The following is a 20172-nucleotide window of genomic DNA, read 5'->3' on the forward strand; positions in this document are numbered from 1 at the left end:
TCGACCTGCGACAAGGCGTTCACTTGACCTCCGGCGGCGTCGTAAACGTGTGATACGGCGCAGGCGAGGGGATGCTCCATTCCAGGCCTTCAGCGCCATCCCACGGCTTGGCCGGCGCAGGCGGGCCGCCACGGATGCACTTGATCACGATAAACAGGAAGAAGATCTGCGTGGCGCCGAACATGAACGCGCCAATCGAGGAAACCATGTTGAAGTCGGCGAACTGCAGGTTGTAGTCCGGCACCCGGCGCGGCATACCGGCCAGCCCGACAAAGTGCATCGGGAAAAACGCCATGTTCATGCCCACAAAAGACAGCCAGAAGTGCAGCTTGCCCAGGGTTTCGTCGTACATGTGGCCGGTCCATTTCGGCAGCCAGTAGTAGGCCGAAGCGAAGATGCCGAAGATCGCGCCAGGCACCAATACGTAATGGAAGTGCGCCACCACAAAGTAGGTGTCGTGGTACTGGAAGTCCGCCGGGGCAATCGCCAGCATCAGCCCGGAGAAACCGCCGATGGTGAACAGAATCACAAAGGCCACGGCGAACAGCATCGGTGTCTCGAAGGTCAGCGAGCCTTGCCACATGGTGCTGACCCAGTTGAACACCTTCACGCCGGTGGGCACCGCGATCAGCAGCGTGGCGTACATGAAGAACAGCTCGCCCACCAGCGGAATGCCGACCACGAACATGTGGTGCGCCCACACGATGAACGACAGAAACGCGATGCTTGCCGTGGCGTAAACCATCGAGGTGTAGCCAAACAGCGGCTTGCGCGAGAAGGTCGGGATGATTGAGCTGACGGCGCCAAACGCCGGCAGGATCATGATGTACACCTCGGGGTGGCCGAAGAACCAGAACACATGCTGGAACAACACCGGGTCACCGCCACCGGCCGCACTGAAAAAGCTGGTGCCGAAGTGGATGTCCATCAACATCATGGTCACGCAACCGGCCAGCACCGGCATCACCGCGATCAGCAGGAAGGCAGTGATCAGCCAGGTCCACACGAACAGCGGCATTTTCATCAAGGTCATGCCCGGCGCGCGCAGGTTGAGAATGGTGGCGACCACGTTGATCGCGCCCATGATCGAACTGATGCCCATCAGGTGAATGGCAAAGATGAAAAACGTCACGCTTTCCGGCGCATAAGTGGTGGAGAGCGGGGCGTAGAAGGTCCAGCCGAAATTCGGCCCCCCGCCCGGCGTGAACAGCGTCGAGACCAGCAGCAGGAACGCTGCCGGAAGCAGCCAGAAGCTGAAGTTGTTCATGCGCGGCAAGGCCATGTCCGGCGCGCCGATCATCAGCGGGATCATCCAGTTGGCCAGGCCGACGAACGCCGGCATCACCGCGCCAAACACCATGATCAGGCCGTGCATGGTGGTCATCTGGTTGAAGAACGCCGGTTGCACTATCTGCAGGCCGGGCTGGAACAACTCGGCGCGGATCACCATGGCGAATGAACCACCGAGCAGAAACATGGTGAAGGCGAACCACAGGTACAGGGTGCCGATGTCTTTGTGGTTGGTGGTCAGCACCCAGCGCATCAAGCCTTTGGCGGGGCCGTGGGCATGGTCGGCATGACCATGGTCGATCACAGTGCTCATGGCCGTTCTCCTGCAAAGGAATGGGCTGTGCGGTTCAGGGCATACGCAGTTGAGGCCTTCATTTGCTTTCCGCCTGTTTCAGAGCCAGCACGTCTTTGGGCGTGACCATGTCGCCTTTGTTGTTGCCCCAGGCGTTGCGCTCGTAGGTGACCACGGCGGCGATATCGACTTCCGACAACTGCTTGCCGAACGCCGCCATGGCGGTGCCGGGCTTGCCGAAGTACACGCGGTGCAGGTGGTCTTCCTTAGGCCCGATGGCAATCGGCGAACCCTTGAGCGCCGGGAACATTGGCGGCAGGCCCTGGCCTTCGGCCTGGTGACAGGCCACGCAGGTGGTGTGGTAAACCTTGTCGCCACGCGCCACCAGCTCATCCAGCGTCCACTCTTTGGACGTCAGCTCCTTGAGCTTGGCGGCTTCTGCTTTGCGCTCGCCCAGCCAGGTGTCGTAGTCGGCCTTGGATTTGACCTCGACCACGATCGGCATGAAGCCGTGGTCCTTACCGCACAGCTCGGCGCACTGGCCACGGTAGATGCCAGGCTTCTCGACCCGGGTCCAGGCCTCGTTGACGAAGCCGGGGATCGCATCGCGCTTGACCGCAAAGGCCGGCACCCACCAGGAGTGGATCACGTCGGCGGCCGTCACCAGAAAGCGCACCTTGGCGCCCACCGGCAGCACCAGCGGCTGGTCGACTTCGAGCAAGTAGTGCTCGCCCTTCGTCGCCTGGTTATGGATCTGCTCGGCGGGCGTGGCCAGGTTGCTGAAGAACTCCACGTCCTGGCCCAGGTATTTGTAGTGCCACTTCCACTGATAGCCGGTGACCTGGATATCGATATCCGACTCACTGCTGTCGTAGATGTTGATCAGGGTTTTGGTTGCCGGAATGGCCATGGCCACCAGGATCAGCAAGGGCACTACGGTCCAGAGAATTTCCACGGTGGTGCTCTCGTGGAACTTGGCCGCCACCTGGCCCGTGGAGCGCCGGTGCAGGATCATCGACCAGAACATCGCGCCAAACACGATGATGCCGATCACCACACAGATCCAGAAAATGGTCATGTGCAGGTCAAACACGGCGTGACTGACTTCAGTAGCCCCTGGCGCCATATTCGTTGTCCAGGCGGCGTGCGCCTGGCCGAATACTGACCACAACAGTAGGCCCATCCAAACGTGTGGATGTCGCGTCATTGCGGGTTCCCCTTTATGTTTCTTGTTATCCCGCCGGTTTGCACCTGCGGCGAAGGGAGCGGCTTCCATACTGCTTACAACCGCCAAGCCTTGCCTGCGTCATGCAGTTGGGCGTCATCAGCTAATTGCGTACAAATCCGAGTATAGACAGCCGGGGCAACCCCGCAATGTGTAGGGGCAAATGAGCAGAAACAGACGGGCGGGCCCAATAAAACCGGGGGCGCAAACGTTTATCCGACGAACGATGGCATTTCGATATAACGCACACGCATAACCATGAAATAATTATGACAAATGCGTCTTAGGCGCTCGTATAAACGAGCTACCTTATCCTCTCCCTTTTCCTACGCCTGTTTCACTGGAGCCTTCATGAACACCGCCGCATTGCGCGAGCAGATTTCCCGTGCCCATCAACACGAAGCCACTACGGGCCAGCTTGCCCTGCAACTGGAAAAACAATTGCCGCACCTGCATTCGGCCATCTCCCTGGCTGACGGTGATAGCAACATTGTCATGACCCGCTTTGTCACTGCCTACATCGAACTGGTTCCGGACTTGCTGGAAGCCGCCAACGATGTGGCCCGCGAAGCCGGTATCGAAAGCCAGATCAAACCGGTGCTGAAAATCGCCGAGCATTTCTTCCTGCAGCCGCCTGCAATCCTGGCCGGCCATGAAGGCCTGGACGGCCTGCTGGATGAGGCCTACCTGGCTCACCGCTTGGTTGAAGAGGTCAACGACCTGTATATCAAGCATTTCGGCCAGCCGTTGATTCCGGCAGATACCACCGTCGCCAATTTGATTGCCCATCAACTGATCGGTGAGCAGTTCGCCAATCAGCTGGATGAAGCAGTGCATTTGGCGGTGGATGAGATGCTCAACGAAGAGAGCTTTGCGCTGGAGTCGGTCGAGGCGTATCGCGAAACACTCAAGAGCCCGAACACGGAAGCGGCGTGGAAGCGCTGGCCGTGCCTGTCGCGGCAACTGGGCGTTGAGTTATCGCTGGATCAGCCAGCCTGATTCTCAAGCCAACATAGATCTGAATGTGGGAGCGGGCTTGCTCGCGAAAGCGGTGTGTCAGCCAAAGTGATGTTGACTGATCTACCGCTTTCGCGAGCAAGCCCGCTCCCACAGCTTTGATCCGGTTTCGTCAGGTGACTGGCGGCGCCGAACCTATCCCCACCGTCGTCCGCACCCGGCCTTCGAGCCTGCGCTTCAACCCCCGCGCCTCGATCACCAGCGTCGAGCCCTTGGCCGCATTCGCCCGGCCCCATTCCTCCAGCAACTCCAGGCACGAATGGTCGATGTAGCTCAGGTTGCTCAGCGGCACATGCAAGGTGGTCCCCGCAGGCACCGTCGACAGCACCTGAGTCAGCGCCGGCACTTTCAGGAAGGTCGCGGCACCGGTCAATCGCAGCTCCATCTCACCGTCCTGGGGCAAATCGATCAGGCTGACTTTCAATCGCGAAGCCTTAAACGCTAGCTTCAGCAACGTGAGCCCGAAGCCCACCAATACGCCGGTCAACAGGTCCGTAAAGATGATCGCCAGTGCCGTGGCGGCGTAGGTAAACATCGGCATCCGCCCATAACGGCCCAGCGCGCGAAACGCTTTGACGTCCACCAGCTTGATCCCGGTGTACACCAGCACGCCCGCCAAACTCGCCACCGGAATGCTTTGCAGCACACTCGACAGCAGCAACACAAAGCCCAGCAGCCACACACCATGAAACATCGCCGACAGCCGCGTGGTAGCGCCAGCCTGCACGTTGGCCGAGCTGCGCACGATCACGCCGGTCATCGGCAAGGCGCCAACCAAACCGCAGAGCATGTTGCCTACACCTTGGGCAGACAGTTCCTTGTCGAAATCGGAGCGCTGGCCGCTGTGCATCCGATCGACCGCAGCCGCAGACAGCAGGGTTTCGGCGCTGGCAATAAACGCCACGGCAAAGGCGGCGATCAGCAGTTGCGGATCGGCCAGGTTCAGCAGGTCGCTGGGGCGCAGCCAGTCGATGGCGTCGGCGAGGTTTTCCGGCACCTCCACGCGCTTGACCTGCAACGCCAGCACCAGGCTGGTTACCGTCGCCAGGCCCACACCCAGCAAGGCACCCGGCACGAAGCGCATTTTTTGCGGACGGAATTTATCCCAGCAGTACATCACCAGCATGGTCGACAGCCCCAGCAAGCCAGCCTGCCAACCCAGGCCGCCGCCCAGCGTCGGGATGGCTTCGGCCACGGCCGCCGGGAAGCCTGCCAGGTTATCCAGCCCCGACGGTTTGGGCGCGCCGTCGAGCATCACATGCACCTGCGACAGCACAATCAATACGCCGATGCCCGCCAGCATGCCGTACACCACCGCCGGCGCCGTGACCCGGAACCAGCAGCCCAGGCGTAAGCGCCCGGCCACCAGTTGCAGGAAACCCGCCAGCAACAGGATCGGCCCTAACATCATCATCCCGTGTTGCCGCACCAGCTCGAACACCAGCACCGCCAAACCCGCCGCAGGGCCACTGACCTGCAGCGGCGAGCCCGCCAGCCAACCCACCACCAGGCCACCGATAATCCCGGTGATCAGCCCCTTGGCCGGCGGCATGCCGGACGCGATCGCAATACCCATGCACAAGGGCAGGGCGACCAGAAACACAACCACCGAGGCCAGCAGCTCCCGTGGCAATACAGCTTTTAATTGAGCAGCACGCATGATGGCTCTCCCGAGGCATTCGCCGGGCACGGCAAAGCCGGGCTGCATCCATGGCAGCCACCGCTTGACCCGGCAGGGAAGTGTTTTAGAAGCGCGCTCTAGGCGTCGCGCAAGGAATTGGCTCGGTGCCGTTCAGCGGTCTGAATGCCGCCTGGTCCGCATCATAAGCGCGGATTTCGCTGGTCTCGATGTTGTAGATCCAACCATGGATAAACAAATGACCATTGGCCATGCGCGAGGCCACGGAAGGGTGGGTACGCAGATGCTGCAATTGGGCGATGACGTTTTCTTCGGTCAGCACCTTCATGCTCTCGCCTTCATTGGCGCAGTCGCAGTTGTCTTCAACCATGGACTTGGCGACTTCGGCGTGACGCAACCACGCCCGTACCGTCGGCATCTTTTCCAGGCTGTCGGGGTTGAGTACCGCGCGCATGGCGCCGCAATCGGAGTGCCCGCACACGATGATGTGCTGTACGCCCAGGGCGAGCACCGCGTACTCGATGGCGGTGGAAACCCCGCCATTCATCTGGCCGTAGGGCGGCACCACGTTGCCGACGTTACGCGTCACGAACAAATCGCCGGGGGAGCTTTGGGTGATCAGCTCGGGCACGATGCGCGAGTCAGCGCAGGTAATAAACATCGCCCGTGGGCTCTGGGCCGTGGCGAGTTTCTTGAACAGTTCTTCCTGCTGCGGGAAGACGTCGTGATGGAAATGCAAAAAGCCGTCAACGATGTGCTTTAACGCTGCATCGGCAGACTCCGCCACCTCAGGGGCTGAAGCCGACGCAGCCAACGGCTGTTTATCCTTGTCACTCATGATTCATCCTCTTAATTAAATGCAGGGGAGTGTTCAGGGCAGTTCGACGTCTGGCTATCGGAAAAGTTGAAAAACTAAACAACCCAAGGCGTCGACTCATCAGTTACTCGCCGAACAAGGTAACCGCCGAAACTTAACTCAAACTGAATGAACCGCTCTAGAACGCGGGTTTCAGTGATGTCAAAACGCGACTATTCCACAAGCATGACGCCATCGTTCTGTTCAGTTTACAACAATGCCATCTGCCTGCCCGGTGGGCAAAACGCCGTGCAATCCAGATTAAACCCCTCCCGTCGATTGAGCCCCAGCCGCTTGATCGCTTTGTTGAAACGCAGCGCCAGCAAATCGGCAAACGGCCCCTCGCCACGCATGCGCACGCCGAAACGGCTGTCATACACCTCGCCGCCGCGCACCTGACGCACCAGGCTCATCACATGGGCCGCACGTTGCGGGTAATGCGCCGCCAGCCATTCCTCGAACAGCGGCGCCACTTCCAACGGCAGCCGCAGCATCATGTAGGCGGCGCTCTGCGCACCGGCAGCGTGGGCTTCGGTCAGCAGGCTTTCCAGCTCGCTGTCGTTGATCATCGGAATCATCGGCGAGCACAGCACACCCACCGGGATACCCGCCTCGCGCATCACCCGAATCGCCCGTAACCGCGCCTTGGGCGCGGCTGTACGCGGCTCCAGGATACGCTTGAGTTCGTCGTCCAGGCTGGTGAGGCTGATCATCACCGCCACCAGCCGCTGGCGCGCCAACTCAGTGAGCAGGTCGAGGTCGCGCAGGATCAACGAGCCCTTGGTGATGATGGTCACCGGGTGCCGATAGCGCAGCAGCACTTCGAGAGTTTGCCGGGTGATTGTGTAGTCGCGCTCGATAGGCTGGTACGGGTCGGTATTGGAGCCCAGGTTGATCGGCGCACACACATAACCTGGCTTGGACAGCTGTTGCTCCAGGACGTCGGCGGCGTTGGTCTTGGCAATCAGTTTGGTTTCGAAATCCAGCCCTGGCGACAGGTCCCAATAGGCGTGGCTGGGCCGCGCATAGCAGTAGATGCAGCCATGCTCGCAGCCGCGATAGGGGTTGATGGAGCGGTCGAACGGCAAATCCGGCGAGTTGTTGCGGGTGATGATGCTTTTGGCCGTTTCGATACGCACTTCGGTGCCCTGGGTCGGCGGCACTTCCTGGAACCAGCCGTCGTCTTCGGCCACGCTGACGGTCGGCGCAAAGCGGTTGTGCAGGTTAGTGGCCGTGCCCCGGCCACGGGGCGGCAGCGCAGTAGTCATGAAAACGCCTCGATACTGTTTTTATATACAGTATCGAGGCGCGAGGTTTCTGACCAGTGCCGTTTGGCGGCCAGGGCAGGATCAGTGCTTTTGCGTGACCTGCCCCAAGTCGTCACCCGACGTGGTGCGCATATCGCTTTTGCGCAGGTCTGCCACGTCGCTGGCTTTGACCGGAGCGCCTTTATTGCCCCAGCTGCCGCGAACAAAACTGACCACATCCGCGACTTCCTGGTCCGACAGACGCCACGCGAACGCCGGCATGGTGAAAGTCGACGGCGCCGTGTGGGTGGCCGGCAAGGTGCCACCGTTCAACACGATGTTGATCAACGAGGTGGCGTCCGCCGTCTGCAACACCGGGTTACCCGCCAGCGCCGGGAACACCCGCGTGTAGCCATGGCCGTCGGTACGGTGGCACGCCGCGCAGTTGTCGATATACACCGACGCGCCCGGCTTGCTGTCGTCACCTTTCCACAGCGCCTCGGCCACCTGCTTGTCGTACTGATGCGGCTGATCCTTCGGGTCCACCGCCGGCAGGCTCTTGAGGTATCGCGCAATCGCGGTGAGGTCGTCCTGGGACATGTACTGCATGCTGTGCACCACCACGTCACTCATGCCGCCAAACACTGCACTGCGGTCACTGCGGCCGGTCTTGAGGAACTGCACCAACTGCTCCTCGCTCCAGCTGCCAAGGCCGTCCTTGTGGTCGCCGCGCAGGCTTTTTGCGATCCAGCCTTCCAGCGGCGCACTGCCGGACAGGAACGCGTTGCCGTCAGTCGCGCTGAGGGCTTTTTCCTGCATGGTCAGGGCACGCGGGGTGTGGCAGGCGCCGCAATGGCCGAGGCCTTCAACCAGATAGGCACCGCGAGCGACCACCGGGTCGGCTGCGGCTTGCACCTGATGCTCCTCGACCGCCGGCGCGAACATCCAGCGCCAGGCTGCCAACGGCCATCGCATGCTCAAGGGCCAGGGAATATCGCTGTCCTTGTTCTCTTGGGCGACGGGCTCCACGCCCTTCATGAAGTACGCATACAACGCCTGCATGTCGCTGTCGCTGACACGTGCGTAGGACGGGTACGGCATCGCCGGGTAAAGCGTACTACCGTTCTTGGCGACGCCATGGCGCACGGCCTTGTCGAAGTCTTCGAAGCTGTAGTCGCCCAGGCCGGTTTTGTCCGGGGTGATGTTGGTGGAATAGATCACCCCGATCGGGGTTTCCATCGGCAGCCCACCGGCGAAGGGTTTGCCACCCTTGGCGGTGTGGCAGGCCACGCAGTCACCGGCGCGTGCCAGGTATTCACCCTGTTTGATCAAATCGGTTTCAGCCGCGCTTACCGAACAGCTGCTGAACAGGACGAAACTCGCGATAACAAGTGCTTTCATGGTCATCGCTCCTTATGCCTGAACCAGTGGGCCGGGGTTTTTCAAGTACTGCTCGCGGATCGCCCGCGCCGACCAGTAAGCCAACGCTGCCACCAGGCCGGTAGGGTTGTAGCCCAGGCCTTGCGGGAAAGCGGATGCGCCTGGGACAAACACGTTGTGTACATCCCAGCTTTGCAGGTAACGGTTCAGCGCACTGGTTTTCGGGTCGGTGCCCATGATCGCGCCACCATTGAGGTGGGTGGTCTGGTAGGACGCAGTGTTGAACTGCTCACCGACTTTTTTGCCCAGCACAGCAATGGCCTTGGGGTTCATCGCCGCGGCGACCTTGCCCATTTTCTCCATCATGAAGCGGTTCATCTTGATGTCGTTTTCCTGCCAGTCGAACGTCATCCGCAGCAGCGGCAGGCCGTAGGAGTCGCGGTAAACCGGGTCCAGATCCAGGTAATTGCTCCGGTAGGATTGATGCGCGCCATGGGAGTCCATCGACACTTGGTGGGTGTAGTAATCGGCGGTGGCGCGCTTCCAGGCGCTGCCCCACGCCGGCGTACCCGGCGGGTTTGACGTACCGGCAATCGGCCGGCTGCCGGCCTGGTTGACCCACATCGGCGAGCCGCCCACAAAGCCGTGCGGGCCGTGGTCGAAGTTGTCCGCGTTGAAGTCATCGATGGCCACGCCATTGCCGCCGGCACCGATGAAGTTGTTGGTGTGGGTGTCCTTGTCGAAGAAGGCCTTGATGGTGCCCATGTTCTGGTAGGCAAAGTTGCGGCCCACCACGCCCTCATTGGTCATCGGGTCGTAAGGTTTACCGATGCCCGAGAGCAACATGAGGCGCACGTTGTTGAACTGGAAGGAGGCGATGATCACCAGGTCCGCCGGCTGCTCGCATTCGCGGCCCTGGGCGTCGATATAGGTCACGCCGGTGGCCTTGCTCTTGGTGCTGTCGAGGTTGACCTTGAGCACGTGGGAGTTGGCCCGCAGCTCAAAGTTCGGCACCTGACGCAGCGCCGGCAGGATGTTTACGTTCGGCGAGGCCTTGGAGTACATGTAGCACACGTAGCCACTGCAGAAGCCGCAGAAGTTGCACGGCCCCATCTGCGCGCCGTAGGGGTTGGTGTAGGGCCCTGAAGTATTGGCGGACGGCAGGTTGTAGGGTTTGTAGCCGACGTCAGTAGCCGCTTTCTGAAACAACTGCGCAGACACGGTGTTTTTCTGCGATTCCAACGGAAACGGGTTGGAGCGATCCGGCGCATACGGGTTGCCGCCACGACCTTCACCCACCAACTGGCCTTTTACGGTCCAGGCCTGGCCGGAGGTGCCGAAGACTTTTTCGGCGTAGTCGAAAAACGGCTCCAGCTCTTCATAGCTCACGCCGAAGTCCTGGATGGTCATGTCTTTGGGGATGAAATTTTTGCCGTAGCGCTCTTCATAGTGGCTGCGCATGCGCAGCTCGATCGGGTCGACACGAAAATGCACGCCCGACCAGTGCAGGCCCGCGCCACCCACGCCATTGCCCGGCAAGAACGCACCCAACTGACGGTTGGGCAGGGCGACATCATTCACGCTGTGGCGAATGGTCACCGTCTCCTTGGAGATGTCCTGAAAGAGCTTTTTACGCACGCTGTAGGTCAGTTCGTCGATGACCTGGGGATAGTTGCCGTCCGGGTAGGTGTCCTGCATCGGGCCGCGCTCCAGCGCTACCACGTTGAGGCCAGCTTCCGTCAGCTCCTTGGCCATGATCGCGCCGGTCCAGCCGAAACCGACGATCACCGCGTCCACTTTCTTCATGATGGTCGCCACGTTTATGCCCTCTCGCCGCGAATGGAAACAGCCGGGAAGGGGTATTGCTCGTTGCGTTCAACCCAGTCCATGAAATCGGCGCGGGCGCCGGGGAAGCCGATCATGGTCCAACCGACCATGCCTTTGTTGCCACCGTGGATCGGGTCGCAGAAGAAGCCTTCCTTGGTGTTTTGCAGCAACAGGTTGAAGAACATCTTGGCCGGTACGGCCTCGAAATGTGCGGTCATCTCGCCGCCGCCCGCCTCCATACGCCGCAGCATGTCATCCTGGGTAGCGCTGTCTTGCACAGCAAAAGCTTTACCGTTGAACGCCTTCGACCACGCATCCGTGGCGGCAATGCCCAGGCGATAGATGTCTTTGGGCACCAGTTTGCTCTGCCAGCCCATCTCTGGCGCCGCATCGGCGTTGAACGGGCCCTGCATGAACCACAGCGCGCCAGCGGCATACGGCGTGTTCATTTGGCGGTCGATGTATTCCGGCGCGCCGGCTTCCAGGGCGCCTGGGCCTTGGGCATCCGCGGGAATCAGGCGGGCGACGGCAGCGTTGATAAACGCCCACTCTTCGGCCGTGAAGTAACTCGGCTCGTAGGCTTTGTCGCTGACAGGCGTTTTAGCGGGAGCGGCCTGCACCGGCTCCGGTGTGGCCATCAACATCGAGCCGCCAAGGCCAGTGCTGGCAACCGTGACCACCGGGATCAAGGTCAAGGATTTGCGTAAAAAGTCACGCCGCGGGTTGTCCTGATCTTGATCAGACATAGGTGCACCTCATCATGTGGTCACGGGTTTATCCGCCGCTTCTGGGAGCAGCGTGATGGTTTGCCAGGGCATTGGATCCAAAGGGATAGCACACACTGGCAATCAATAGTTACAAATGATAGCAGCCTAAGCATTAAGAGAAATCGATTCAGCGCGAAAAACAGCGGATCAGATGGCGGATTCACGATTCTTTGACGGCCACCTCACACGGCATTGACCCCTCGCAGGCGACTCTGAAACCCATCAGCCCTATCCCATTCGGTCTCAACACGCATGTTCACGATTCGATTGTTGCCCGCCCTTGGCCTGGCGTTCATGGCACTATTCACCACGCTGCAGGCCCAGGCCGACGGGGCTACGTCTATCCGCTCGCCTGAGTGGGCACAGCCTGTGGGCGACCAATTCAACCTGCACCAGATGACGCCCACGCTGTATCGCAGTGCGTTGCCGGACAGCACTGCGCTGCCTGTGCTGCAAAATCTGAAGATCGGCACAGTGATCAACTTCCTGCCGGAATCTGATGCGCCCTGGCTGAAGACTTCTGATATCAAACAGGTGCAGTTGACGTATCGCACCAACCATGTCGACGATGCCGACGTGCTGGCGGCGCTCAGGGCCATCCAGGAAGCCGAAACCCAGGGCTCGGTGCTGATGCACTGCAAACACGGCTCTGATCGCACTGGCCTGATGGCGGCGATGTATCGGGTGGTGATTCAGGGGTGGAGCAAGGAGGATGCGCTGAACGAGATGACGCTGGGCGGCTTTGGTTCAAGTAGCGGCTTTAGGGACGGTGTTCGCTACATGATGAAGGCGGATATCGACAAGTTGCGTACCGCGTTGGCCAATGGCGACTGCAGCACCAGTGCCTTTGCACTGTGCTCGGTAAAAAGCTGGATCACCACGACAGACAAGGCCGAAGAGCAACTGTAGCGCACCGTTCTGTGGGAGCGGGTTTGCCTGCGATAGCTTCAACGCGGTGTGAATGACACACCGCGGTGCCTGCATCGCGGGCAAGCCCGATTCCCACAAAAAGCCCGCCCCAACCAGAAGCAGGCGCCGGGTATCAGTCCTTTTTCAGCTTGGGATTAGGGAAAAACTGCACCGCCTGCACCTTCGGGTCCGCAGGTGCCTTCAACGCCGACGTATTGACCCGCGTGCCCAATTCCTTGGGCACCGAGTTGCCTTGTTCATTCAGCGTGTCCGAATAGCCGCAGGCCACACATTCGCGGTGCGGCACATCGTCTTCGGTCCACATTTTCAACTTGTCCAACTCTTCGCACGCCGGGCAGACCGCCCCGGCGATAAATTGCTTTTTGGTCACCACAGGCCCATCACTCATGCTGCTGCGTCCTCACTCAGGCCGCTGTGGCGCAAGAGTGCGTCAATCGACGGCGCACGTCCGCGGAAGTCGACGAACAGCACCATCGGTGCCTGGGAGCCACCGCGCGCCAGGATCGCTTCACGGAATGCCCGGCCGGTTTCGGCATTGAGCACGCCGTCTTCTTCAAACTTGGAGAAAGCGTCGGCAGACAGCACTTCGGCCCACTTGTAGCTGTAGTAACCCGCCGCGTAACCGCCAGCGAAGATGTGCGCAAAGCTGTTGGGGAAGCGATTGTAGGCTGGCGGACGCATCACCGAGACCTCATCGCGCACGCCTTCAAGCACCTGCGCTACCGTGCGGCCATCGCCGTGGGTGGCGTGCAGTTCGAAGTCGAACAGCGAGAATTCCAGCTGGCGCACCATCATCAGGCCGGACTGGAAGTTCTTCGCCGCGAGCATTTTTTCCAGCAGATCCTGGGGCAGCGGCTCGCCGCTTTCATAGTGGCCGGAGATCAGCGCCAGGCCTTCCGGCTCCCAGCACCAGTTCTCCATGAATTGGCTCGGCAGTTCCACCGCATCCCAGGCCACGCCGTTGATGCCGGACACGCCCGCGTGTTCAACACGGGTCAGCAGGTGGTGCAGGCCGTGGCCGAATTCGTGGAACAGCGTGGTCACTTCATCGTGGGTCAGCAGGGCAGGCTTGCCGCTGTCGGCCGGGGTGAAGTTGCACACCAGGTTCGCCACCGGGCTTTGCAGCACGCCGTCGACAGTGCGGCGGCGATCGCGCGCGCCGTCCATCCACGCGCCGCCACGCTTGTTGGCGCGGGCGTACAGGTCGAAGAAGAAGCGGCCGACGTGCTGGCCGTTTTCCTTGATCTCAAACAGGCGAACATCCGGGTGCCAGGTGTCGAAGCCTTTTTGCTCGGCGATTTCGATGCCGTACAGGCGCTGCACGATGGCGAACAGGCCGCTCAGCACTTTGTCGATCGGGAAGTAAGCGCGCAGGGCTTCCTGGGACACGCTGTAACGTTGTTCGCGGAGCTTTTCGCCGTAGAAACCGCTGTCCCAGCTTTGCAGGTCGGCGCAGCCTTGTTCGGCAGCGTAAGCCTTGAGCTGTTGCAGGTCCTGGGCGGCAAACGGCTTGCTGCGCTTGGCCAGGTCGCGCAGGAAGCTCAGCACCTGGTCGCTGGACTCGGCCATTTTGGTCGCCAGGCTCAGCTCGGAGAACGACGCATAGCCCAACAGTTTGGCCAGTTCCTGACGCAGGTCGAGGATCTGTTCCATCACCGGGCCGTTATCGTTCTTACCGGCATTCGGGCCTTGGTCCGACGCACGGGTGCAGTAGGCCGCGTAGACTTCTTCACGCAGGGCGCGGTCCTGGGCGTAGGTCATTACCGCGTAGTAGCTTGGGAATTCCAGGGTGATCAACCAGCCATCGAGGCCTTTGGCCTGGGCGGCGGCGGCCATTTGCGCCTTGGCCGAATCAGTCAGGCCGGCGAGGGTGGCTTCGTCGGTGACATGCCTGGTCCACGCCTGGGTAGCGTCCAGCAGTTGGTTGGAGAACTTGCTGCCCAGCTCCGACAGTTTGCTCTGCACTTCGGCGTAACGTTTTTGCTGCTCTGGCGGCAAATCGATACCCGACAGGCGGAAGTCGCGCAGCGAATGTTCCAGAATGGTTTTTTGCGCCACATCGAAACCGTCGGCTTCCGGGCTGTTGGCCAGGGCTTCGAAGGCCTGGAACAGCTCGCGGTTCTGGCCCATTTCGGTGGAATAGGCGCTCAATGCCGGCAGGCAAGCCTCGTAGGCTTCGCGCAATTCAGCGCTGTTGCACACGGCGTTGAGGTGGCTGACCGGGCTCCAGGCGGCGCCCAGACGGTCATTCAGTTCGTCCATGGCCAGTACCAAACCGGCCCACGTAGGGTTTTTGCCCTGGCTTTGCAGGATGCCTTTGATGGCAACGCGGTTGTCGGCGAGGATCTGTTCAATGGCCGGCTGCACGTGCTCGGCACGGATCGCCGAGAACGGCGGCAGGTCGTAGGACTGCAAAAGTGGGTTGTTCGCGCTCACGGTGGGTACCTTGGCTGAAGAAACTGATAAGACAAAGATGGGGCCATCTTAATTACAATCAACACCCACCGCAGCTATCAACCTATAAGAGAGAGGCTATCGTGACCCTTCGCACCTATCAGAACCACACGCCAACCCTGGGCGCCGGGGCTTTTGTCGATATTTCGGCGGTGGTGATCGGCGATGTCGAAATCGGCACCGACAGCTCGGTTTGGCCATTGACCGTGATTCGCGGCGACATGCACCGCATCCGCATCGGTGCGCGCACCAGCGTGCAGGACGGCTGTGTGCTGCACATCACCCACGCCGGGCCGTTCAACCCGGATGGCTTCCCGCTGCTGATCGGCGATGACGTCACCATCGCCCACAAAGTCATGCTGCACGGCTGCACGGTCGGCAATCGCATCTTGATCGGCATGGGCAGCATCGTGATGGACGGCGCGGTGGTGCAAGACGATGTGATCATCGGCGCCGGCAGCCTGGTGCCGCCCGGCAAGCAACTGGAGAGCGGCTTTTTGTACGTGGGCAGCCCGGTTAAACAAATCCGCCCACTGACTGACAAAGAGCGCGCCTTCTTCACCTACAGCGCCGCGAACTACGTGAAGCTCAAAGATTTGCACCTGGCTGAAGGATTCGACCGATGACCCAGCAGTACCAAACCGTGTTGTTTGACCTGGACGGCACCCTGACCGACCCGCGCGAGGGCATCACCCGTTCGATCCAGTACGCCCTTGGCAAACTCGGCATCGACGAGCCGGACCTGACCAAGCTGGAACACTTTATCGGCCCGCCATTGCTGCAAGCCTTTATGCAGTTTTATGGCTTCGATGAGGCCAAGGCCTGGGAAGCGGTGAATTTTTATCGCGAGCGCTTCAAGGTCACCGGCCTGTATGAAAACCGCGTATTCGACGGCGTGATGCCGTTGCTTGAGGAGCTGAATGGCCAAGGCCGCCAGCTGTATGTGGCCACGTCCAAGCCTTGGGTGTTTGCCCGTGAGATCGCACGGCATTTTGATTTTGCCAAGCACTTCAAGGTGATCTACGGCAGCGAACTGGATGGCACGCGCACCCACAAGGTTGAGCTGATTGCGCATCTGATGAGCGAAGAGGGTTTGGACCCGGCGACCACTTTGATGATTGGTGATCGCAAACATGACTTGATCGGCGCGCGCAGCAATGGGCTGGATTCGGCGGCGGTGGGGTATGGGTTTGGTAGTTTTGAGGAATTGAATGCCGAGGCGCCGACGTGGCATTTTGAGACGCTTGAGCAGATGCATCAGGCGTTTTTGCAGCGGCCTTGAGGCCGCTATCGCAGGCAAGCCAGCTCCCACAGTTTGAATTGTGAACGCGGTCAAATGTGGGAGCTGGCTTGCCTGCGATGAGGCCCTAACGGCCACCACCTTCCAACTGCCGCAACGCCGCCTTACGCTGCTCCACCGGCAACCCACCCAGCTTCTCCACCGCCGCAAAGAACTTCACCCAATCCCCGCCTTCCTGCGCAAACAACGCCGCAAACGCCGGCACCCACTGGTCATACAGCCCGAACGGCAATAACCGCGCATTGTTCATCGGCTGGTTGATCCACACGTCATAACGCTTGTCACCGCCCCATTGGCTGTCGCGCAGGTGCCGGTACTCACTGCGCAAACGCTCGAACTCTGCCGCCTTGGCCTGGCGCATCACGACCACCGCCAAGGGCTGTGCGTACAACGCCTCCAGGCGTTTGCGGGTATCGAGCACCAGCCGGATAAATTGGTCGCGCTGCTGCAACGCCGCATTACTCAGCGGCGCCAGGCCCCGCACCGCACGCCATTGACGGGTGCCTTCCTGCTCGACGAAATTGGCGTAGGACTCGTTGAACTCGGTGTCGTCCTTTACATAAAAACGCTGGTGCGCCAGCTCGTGGAAGATCAGCGTGGCCAGGCGTTCATCACCCCAACCCATCATCGAACTCATGATCGGGTCGTTGAACCAACCGAGGGTGGAATAAGCTTCGACGCCGCCAATCGACACGTCCATGCCTTGTTGCTGCAATAACGCCGCTTCGCCGCGTGCTACGCCCTGGCTGTAATACCCGCGATAGGCCACGCACCCAGCGATAGGGAAGCAGTGGGTTTCAGGCGACAGGGAAAACTCCTGCGTGGCGAACACATTCCAGACCACATAAGGCCGGCCAATGTCGGCGTACAAACGGTAACTCTGGTTGTCCGGCAGGTGCAGATGCTCACTGGCAAAGGCGCGGGCCTTTTGCGATTGCACCAGGTGGTCGCGCAACGCCTGTGGGCGAGCAGGGTCGGCGATGACCTCGGCAACCGGCTCCCGAGCCCGCAGCAATTGCCACTGGCCGCTGGCCAACTGGCTGTAGTAACTCACGCTGGAGCAGCCGCTGAGCAGCAGCACCATCAACCCTGGAAGAAAACGCCTGACCATGCACCGACCGCCCCTGGGTTATTTGCCCGCCAGACTATCCTGCCTGCACGGAATTTTTCCATGCCGTGGCGTGTTTATACTGATACAGAGTCTGTTGCCACAGGCTGCCAGTTCCAATTCTTACCCACCGTTGAGTGCCCGCCATGCGCCAGCTCTTGCTACCCGTCACCACCTTGTTGCTCAGCGCCTGCGCTTCGACCCCCATCCCGCCGGTCGACCCGCACCAGGCCTGGATCGATTTCGCCACGCCGACACCCGGCGCCAAACTGGTGATGGCTCAGCGCCTGGACGGCAAGAACCTCAACGACGGGCGTTTCTTTCAGGTGCCACCGGGCAGCCATGAGCTGATGGTGCGCTTTGATTTCGAGGTGAACACCGGGGCGGGCTTTGGCGGCCTGGACCAGACCCATGACCGAACCTGCTTCATGACCCTGCAGTACGACAACTTCCAGGCAGGCCAGCGCTATGTGCTGGAGGGGCGCTCGCTGGCCTTTACGCCCAATATTCGGCTGTACAACACGGCGCGTCAGCTGTTGGCTGAGGAGCGCAGTGTTAACTGCATCTGATCAGTCGTTGTTTTTCTGATAGACGATGGTTTTGGTTCCGTTTTCACAGGTACCAACACGCATGGCCTCGTCGTGTTTGTCGCCTTCTTCTTTGCTGACGATCTCAAGGGTGTAGGACGGAACAGCTTTAGCCTGGATCTTCACCTCAATTTCTTTCCTGAGCTCTTCACAATCTTTTGGTGCGGCCACAGCCGAAGTGGCCAATACACCGCAGATGATCGCCAAGGCAAAACGTTTCATGTGTGAAGCTCCCTGAATGCACTGCGCACGGGTGTGCGCCTAGGCTATTCGACCACATTTTGGAAACGCGAGTTCTGATTTAACGCACAACAAACTGTGGGAGCGGGCGGGTGTGGGAGCTGGCTTGCCTGCGATGGCAACGCCTCGATACAACTGGCTAACCGAGGTGAACCTATCGCGGGCAAGCCCGGCTCCCACACAAGCTCGCTCCCACATGGGGATTTTGCTGTGTCAGTTAGACCAGCGTGGCATCCAGGCTGATTTTTGCATTCAGCACCTTCGACACCGGGCAGCCTTCCTTCGCCTTTTTGCTCAGTTCGTCGAACTGCGCCTGGCTTGCGCCGGGGATCTTGGCTTTCAGCACCAGATGCACGGCGGTAATCGCAAAGCCGCCGTCTACTTGGTCCAGGGTCACTTCAGCCTGGGTGTCGATGCTGTCAGCCTTAAGGCCGGCATCGCCAAGAATCATGGAAAACGCCATGGAGAAACAGCCCGCGTGGGCCGCGCCGATCAATTCTTCAGGGTTAGTGCCCTTGCCGCCTTCGAAACGGGCCTTGAAGCCGTAGGGTGCTTCGCGCAGTACGCCGGTTTCCGTGGAGATGGAACCCAGGCCAGTTTTCAGATCACCTTCCCAATGCGCGGATGCTTTTTTAACGATACTCATAGCTCTCTCCTCGAACGGTGGTTTTGCGTCAGTAAGGGTTCTGAGGATAGACGGCCCGGCAAAGTTCATCTTGTCGGAGAAACCTAGCGATTCAGTAGGAAATTTCGCAGGCCGCTATTGAATCTCGGGTATATGCCCTCATTGCATAGAGCATGCACTTGAAGCGGCAGGTTTTGGTTTGTCTATAAGCCTGCGCACCTAATGGAGAAGCAGGCTTATGAAATCGCTGTCCGACGTGAAGTTCTCGACCCTCGACCTCGTGCCTGTGCGCGCCAACGGCAGCATTGCGCAGTCGCTGCGCAACTCGCTGGACCTGGCCCAGCACGTGGAAAAGTTCGGCTACAACCGTTTTTGGGTGGCTGAACACCACAATATGGACGGCATCGCCAGCTCGGCCACTTCGGTGTTGCTGGGTTATTTGGCCGGTGGCACCTCGACGATTCGCGTCGGCTCCGGCGGCGTGATGCTGCCCAACCACGCGCCGTTGGTGATTGCCGAACAGTTCGGCACCCTGGAAAGCCTGTACCCCGGCCGCATCGACCTGGGCCTGGGCCGCGCGCCCGGTTCCGACCAGATGACCGCCCGCGCCCTGCGCCGTGAACGCTCCGGCAGTGCTGACGAGTTTCCGGAAGATGTGGCCGAACTGATGGCCTACCTCGGCCCGCGCACGCCCGACCAACGGATCATCGCCGTACCCGGTACCGGCACCAATGTGCCGGTGTGGCTGCTGGGTTCCAGCCTGTTCAGCGCACAATTGGCCGGTGAACGCGGTTTGCCCTACGCCTTCGCCTCCCATTTCGCACCCCGTTTGATGCACGAAGCGATTCGCGTGTACCGCAATCACTTCAAGCCTTCAGCCGTGCTGGACAAGCCCTACGTGATGCTCGGCATTCCGCTGGTGGCCGCCGACACTGACGAGCAGGCCGACTACCTGGCCACTTCGGTGTACCAACGTATTCTGGCGCTGATGCGCGGGCAAAGCCTGGTGCAGCGCCCACCGGTGAAAACCATGGACGGCCTGTGGCTGCCCCATGAAAAAGACGCGGTGGGCAGCTTCTTGGGCCTGGCCATGGTCGGAAGCCCGGCGAAGATTCGCGCGAAGTTGGAAGTGTTGATCGAGCAGACCGGCGCCGATGAGCTGATCTTTACCAGCGACCTGTATGAGCATGCCGACCGGATTCATTCCTACGAGCTGCTGGCGCAGGTGATGAAGGGCTGATAACCCGCAGGCAAAAAAACGACGCACCTGTGGCGAGGGAGCTTGCTCCCGCTGGGCTGCGTAGCGGCCCCAAAAGAAAGGGAGCGCTGCGCACTCAGCGGGAGCAAGCGCCCTCGCCACAGGTGCGTCGTTTCATGTCTGCACGGGA

General features: G+C 60.4%; 19 protein-coding genes. 6 read left to right on the forward strand and 13 right to left on the reverse strand.

Translation table 11 applies throughout. The features are described 5' to 3' along the window. Nucleotides 1-19 precede the first annotated feature (19 nt). Both ctaD and coxB read right to left on the reverse strand, forming a co-directional pair. On the reverse strand, nt 20-1603 hold the full coding sequence (ctaD, locus tag QF043_RS28370) for a cytochrome c oxidase subunit I (protein WP_307421030.1): 1584 nt from the start codon (nt 1601-1603) through the stop codon (nt 20-22). Nucleotides 1604-1661: 58 nt separating this feature from the next. Further along, nucleotides 1662-2789 carry a cytochrome c oxidase subunit II gene (gene coxB, locus QF043_RS28375; protein ID WP_307421031.1) on the reverse strand — a complete coding sequence of 376 codons (1128 nt, stop codon included), beginning with the start codon at nt 2787-2789 and terminating at the stop codon, nt 1662-1664. Nucleotides 2790-3158: 369 nt separating this feature from the next. Between coxB and QF043_RS28380 the strand changes: the two genes are divergently transcribed. Then, a complete protein-coding gene (locus QF043_RS28380; RefSeq protein ID WP_305456850.1) occupies nt 3159-3806 on the forward strand; it encodes a hypothetical protein in 648 nt (215 codons plus the stop codon). 130 nt (nt 3807-3936) lie between these two features. On the opposite strand, the gene QF043_RS28385 is transcribed toward QF043_RS28380, so the two are convergent. The 6 genes from QF043_RS28385 to QF043_RS28410 form a co-directional block, all read right to left on the reverse strand. Beyond that, nucleotides 3937-5484: a SulP family inorganic anion transporter gene (locus QF043_RS28385; protein WP_307421032.1), complete on the reverse strand. Its 1548-nt coding sequence runs from the start codon at nt 5482-5484 to the stop codon at nt 3937-3939. A gap of 85 nt (nt 5485-5569) precedes the next feature. Continuing rightward, nucleotides 5570-6301, reverse strand: a complete 732-nt coding sequence (locus QF043_RS28390; RefSeq protein WP_058420539.1) for a carbonic anhydrase — start codon at nt 6299-6301, stop codon at nt 5570-5572. A 227-nt stretch (nt 6302-6528) separates the two neighbouring features. Further along, nucleotides 6529-7587 carry a PA0069 family radical SAM protein gene (locus QF043_RS28395; RefSeq protein WP_307421033.1) on the reverse strand — a complete coding sequence of 353 codons (1059 nt, stop codon included), beginning with the start codon at nt 7585-7587 and terminating at the stop codon, nt 6529-6531. A gap of 81 nt (nt 7588-7668) precedes the next feature. After that, entirely contained in the window at nt 7669-8967 is a 1299-nt protein-coding gene (locus QF043_RS28400; protein WP_307421034.1) for a cytochrome c, read from the reverse strand. A 12-nt stretch (nt 8968-8979) separates the two neighbouring features. Continuing rightward, nucleotides 8980-10764, reverse strand: a complete 1785-nt coding sequence (locus tag QF043_RS28405; protein WP_307421035.1) for a GMC family oxidoreductase — start codon at nt 10762-10764, stop codon at nt 8980-8982. 2 nt (nt 10765-10766) lie between these two features. Next, nucleotides 10767-11519 (reverse strand): gluconate 2-dehydrogenase subunit 3 family protein, encoded by a 753-nt coding sequence (locus QF043_RS28410; protein WP_307421036.1) that lies wholly within the window; start codon nt 11517-11519, stop codon nt 10767-10769. A 273-nt stretch (nt 11520-11792) separates the two neighbouring features. Between QF043_RS28410 and QF043_RS28415 the strand changes: the two genes are divergently transcribed. Continuing rightward, a complete protein-coding gene (locus tag QF043_RS28415) occupies nt 11793-12449 on the forward strand; it encodes a dual specificity protein phosphatase family protein (RefSeq protein ID WP_307421037.1) in 657 nt (218 codons plus the stop codon). Nucleotides 12450-12582: 133 nt separating this feature from the next. Here QF043_RS28415 and QF043_RS28420 read toward each other — a convergent pair whose 3' ends face one another. Continuing rightward, nucleotides 12583-12858, reverse strand: coding sequence for a YheV family putative zinc ribbon protein (locus tag QF043_RS28420; protein ID WP_017137912.1), 276 nt, complete (start codon nt 12856-12858; stop codon nt 12583-12585). Continuing rightward, a complete protein-coding gene (prlC, locus tag QF043_RS28425) occupies nt 12855-14906 on the reverse strand; it encodes an oligopeptidase A (protein ID WP_307421038.1) in 2052 nt (683 codons plus the stop codon). Before prlC ends, QF043_RS28420 begins: the two co-directional genes overlap by 4 nt. 101 nt (nt 14907-15007) lie before the next feature. Here prlC and QF043_RS28430 point away from each other — a divergent pair, with 101 nt between their 5' ends. Continuing rightward, nucleotides 15008-15550 (forward strand): gamma carbonic anhydrase family protein, encoded by a 543-nt coding sequence (locus tag QF043_RS28430; protein WP_307421039.1) that lies wholly within the window; start codon nt 15008-15010, stop codon nt 15548-15550. Then, nucleotides 15547-16206 carry an HAD family hydrolase gene (locus QF043_RS28435; RefSeq protein WP_307421040.1) on the forward strand — a complete coding sequence of 220 codons (660 nt, stop codon included), beginning with the start codon at nt 15547-15549 and terminating at the stop codon, nt 16204-16206. Before QF043_RS28430 ends, QF043_RS28435 begins: the two co-directional genes overlap by 4 nt. An 85-nt stretch (nt 16207-16291) precedes the next feature. On the opposite strand, the gene QF043_RS28440 is transcribed toward QF043_RS28435, so the two are convergent. After that, a complete protein-coding gene (locus QF043_RS28440) occupies nt 16292-17335 on the reverse strand; it encodes an aminopeptidase (RefSeq protein WP_307421042.1) in 1044 nt (347 codons plus the stop codon). Nucleotides 17336-17478: 143 nt separating this feature from the next. Here QF043_RS28440 and QF043_RS28445 point away from each other — a divergent pair, with 143 nt between their 5' ends. Beyond that, nucleotides 17479-17901, forward strand: a complete 423-nt coding sequence (locus QF043_RS28445) for a hypothetical protein (RefSeq protein WP_307421043.1) — start codon at nt 17479-17481, stop codon at nt 17899-17901. Here QF043_RS28445 and QF043_RS28450 read toward each other — a convergent pair whose 3' ends face one another. Then, on the reverse strand, nt 17902-18141 hold the full coding sequence (locus tag QF043_RS28450; protein WP_307421044.1) for a DUF1161 domain-containing protein: 240 nt from the start codon (nt 18139-18141) through the stop codon (nt 17902-17904). Nucleotides 18142-18376: 235 nt separating this feature from the next. Continuing rightward, complete coding sequence (locus QF043_RS28455; RefSeq protein WP_307421045.1) at nt 18377-18805, reverse strand: OsmC family protein; 429 nt, start codon at nt 18803-18805, stop codon at nt 18377-18379. Between the two features lie 217 nt (nt 18806-19022). Here QF043_RS28455 and QF043_RS28460 point away from each other — a divergent pair, with 217 nt between their 5' ends. After that, the gene (locus tag QF043_RS28460; RefSeq protein WP_017137920.1) at nt 19023-20024 is read left to right on the forward strand and encodes an LLM class flavin-dependent oxidoreductase; all 1002 of its coding nucleotides are present in this window, start codon (nt 19023-19025) and stop codon (nt 20022-20024) included. The last annotated feature ends 148 nt before the right edge of the window (nt 20025-20172 follow it).

The organism is Pseudomonas sp. W3I7 (genome assembly GCF_030816095.1).
In the GTDB taxonomy this organism is placed as follows: domain Bacteria; phylum Pseudomonadota; class Gammaproteobacteria; order Pseudomonadales; family Pseudomonadaceae; genus Aquipseudomonas; species Aquipseudomonas salomonii.

Bases quoted from the DNA above. Each gene is read 5' to 3' on its own strand.
- ctaD (WP_307421030.1), bottom strand. From the start codon at position 1,603: ATGAGCACTGTGATCGACCATGGTCATGCCGACCATGCCCACGGCCCC.
- coxB (WP_307421031.1), bottom strand. From the start codon at position 2,789: ATGACGCGACATCCACACGTTTGGATGGGCCTACTGTTGTGGTCAGTA.
- QF043_RS28380 (WP_305456850.1), top strand. From the start codon at position 3,159: ATGAACACCGCCGCATTGCGCGAGCAGATTTCCCGTGCCCATCAACAC.
- QF043_RS28385 (WP_307421032.1), bottom strand. From the start codon at position 5,484: ATGCGTGCTGCTCAATTAAAAGCTGTATTGCCACGGGAGCTGCTGGCC.
- QF043_RS28390 (WP_058420539.1), bottom strand. From the start codon at position 6,301: ATGAGTGACAAGGATAAACAGCCGTTGGCTGCGTCGGCTTCAGCCCCT.
- QF043_RS28395 (WP_307421033.1), bottom strand. From the start codon at position 7,587: ATGACTACTGCGCTGCCGCCCCGTGGCCGGGGCACGGCCACTAACCTG.
- QF043_RS28400 (WP_307421034.1), bottom strand. From the start codon at position 8,967: ATGAAAGCACTTGTTATCGCGAGTTTCGTCCTGTTCAGCAGCTGTTCG.
- QF043_RS28410 (WP_307421036.1), bottom strand. From the start codon at position 11,519: ATGTCTGATCAAGATCAGGACAACCCGCGGCGTGACTTTTTACGCAAA.
- QF043_RS28415 (WP_307421037.1), top strand. From the start codon at position 11,793: ATGTTCACGATTCGATTGTTGCCCGCCCTTGGCCTGGCGTTCATGGCA.
- QF043_RS28420 (WP_017137912.1), bottom strand. From the start codon at position 12,858: ATGAGTGATGGGCCTGTGGTGACCAAAAAGCAATTTATCGCCGGGGCG.
- QF043_RS28435 (WP_307421040.1), top strand. From the start codon at position 15,547: ATGACCCAGCAGTACCAAACCGTGTTGTTTGACCTGGACGGCACCCTG.
- QF043_RS28440 (WP_307421042.1), bottom strand. From the start codon at position 17,335: ATGGTCAGGCGTTTTCTTCCAGGGTTGATGGTGCTGCTGCTCAGCGGC.
- QF043_RS28445 (WP_307421043.1), top strand. From the start codon at position 17,479: ATGCGCCAGCTCTTGCTACCCGTCACCACCTTGTTGCTCAGCGCCTGC.
- QF043_RS28450 (WP_307421044.1), bottom strand. From the start codon at position 18,141: ATGAAACGTTTTGCCTTGGCGATCATCTGCGGTGTATTGGCCACTTCG.
- QF043_RS28455 (WP_307421045.1), bottom strand. From the start codon at position 18,805: ATGAGTATCGTTAAAAAAGCATCCGCGCATTGGGAAGGTGATCTGAAA.
- QF043_RS28460 (WP_017137920.1), top strand. From the start codon at position 19,023: ATGAAATCGCTGTCCGACGTGAAGTTCTCGACCCTCGACCTCGTGCCT.